At 44.8% G+C, this 1,535-nt stretch carries 3 protein-coding genes; 2 read left to right on the forward strand and 1 reads right to left on the reverse strand.

Annotated features, from left to right (window positions below):
* The first annotated feature begins 292 nt into the window (after positions 1-292).
* On the forward strand, positions 293-832 hold the full coding sequence (gene psbP / locus F6J94_RS33735) for a photosystem II reaction center PsbP (RefSeq protein WP_293028483.1): 540 nt from the start codon (positions 293-295) through the stop codon (positions 830-832).
* A gap of 102 nt (positions 833-934) precedes the next feature.
* Here psbP and F6J94_RS33740 read toward each other — a convergent pair whose 3' ends face one another.
* A complete protein-coding gene (locus F6J94_RS33740; RefSeq protein ID WP_293048285.1) occupies positions 935-1,102 on the reverse strand; it encodes a hypothetical protein in 168 nt (55 codons plus the stop codon).
* 20 nt (positions 1,103-1,122) lie between these two features.
* Here F6J94_RS33740 and F6J94_RS33745 point away from each other — a divergent pair.
* Positions 1,123-1,535, forward strand: a 413-nt coding sequence (locus tag F6J94_RS33745) for a nucleoside triphosphate pyrophosphatase (protein WP_293048288.1), incomplete at its 3' end; no start/stop codon positions are given.

Consider the following 1,535-nt stretch of genomic DNA (forward strand, 5'->3'; position numbering starts at 1 on the left):
GCGGCTGCTGAGCATAGACAGTTGCGGTAAAGCCAGTCAGTATTGTGGCAATTCCTAGACTAGAGATAGTTCGATAAGTTGGTTTCATGATTTTCCTTACAAAGCCTGATGATTTCCAGAATTGTTACCGTGTGCAGTTGTCTAAAATCGCTCTATTAGCTTGACTTCACTATCTATCACACATCTGGTGAGTGTCCAACCGGTAACAGAAAATACATAGAGGCAAGTACGATTAGTTAAAGATGAGACAATTAAGCAGCTGAGTTGACGTTCAATAGAGATGCTCAAAGAGATGCTCAAGAAAATTGCACCACTACTGCTGCTAGTGTTGAGTCTGGCTATACATGGCTGCACAACTGGTGCCAGTGGTCTACAAAGCTATGTAGACAGCCTTAAAGGTTATCAGTTTTTGTATCCCAACGGTTGGGTCCCTATCCAAGTGACTGATGGACCGGATGTAGTGTTCCACGATCTTATCGAAAGCACCGAAAATGTTAGTATGGTGATTAGCCCAGTCCCGGAAGGCAAGACCCTTGCTGATTTAGGTACACCCTCAGAAGTGGGGTATCAGCTGCAAAAAAATGCCTTTGCTCCTCCCGATTCTGGTCGCACAGCCGAGTTGGTTAATGCTGAAGCTCGTGAGGTAGCAGACAAGACTTATTACCTTTTAGAATACAACGTCCAACTTCCCAGCCAAGAACGGCACAACCTCGCCAGTGTGGTGGTCAACCGTGGCAAGCTCTACACCTTCAATGCTTCCACGACCGAACGACGCTGGGGTAAAATGAAAAATTTGTTGCAGACAGTGGTTAAGTCATTTTCAGTGAACTAGTAAACAGTTGAAGGTTACAGGTTGTTTGGTTGAAGGTTACAGGTTGTTTGGTTGAAGGTTACAGGTTGTTTGGTTGAAGGTTACAGGTTGTTTGGTTGAAGGTTACAGGTTGTTTGGTTGAAGGTTACAGGTTGTTTGGTTGTTTAGTTGTTCGCCAAAGGCGTGCTGATCAGGTACAGTCTTTTTTGACGCTGATTTCCGTGAAACCCTCTTGCCTCTTGCCTCTTGCCTCTTGCCTCTTGCCTTAAAAGCATAAGCAATGTCGCTCAAACGTTTCTGAAAATTGCTATATGGATGTGCCGACTTTTGTATTAGCTTCAGCTTCTAGTGCTCGCAGACGATTGTTGCAAACTGCTGGTATTGAACCGGTGGTCTGCCAAAGCAATTTTGACGAATCTCAAGTGCAGCATCCGGAGCCAGCAACGTTAGTGCAGATTCTAGCTGAACAAAAAGCAAAAACTGTTGCTGATCAATTTAGCGACGCTCTGGTATTAGGCTGTGATTCTGTATTGAGTATGGAGGGTGGGATTTATGGCAAACCTCCTAACCCATCTGAAGCAATCGCTCGTTGGCAACAGATGCGAGGGACTACTGGAGAACTCTATACAGGTCATGCTTTAATTGACTTATCTCGGAACAAAACCATAGTGCGCTGTGGTGTAACGCGAGTTTATTTTGCCAATGTAAGCGATCGCGCTATAAA

It is taken from the genome of Moorena sp. SIO1F2, assembly GCF_010672755.1.
Lineage (GTDB): Bacteria > Cyanobacteriota > Cyanobacteriia > Cyanobacteriales > Coleofasciculaceae > Moorena.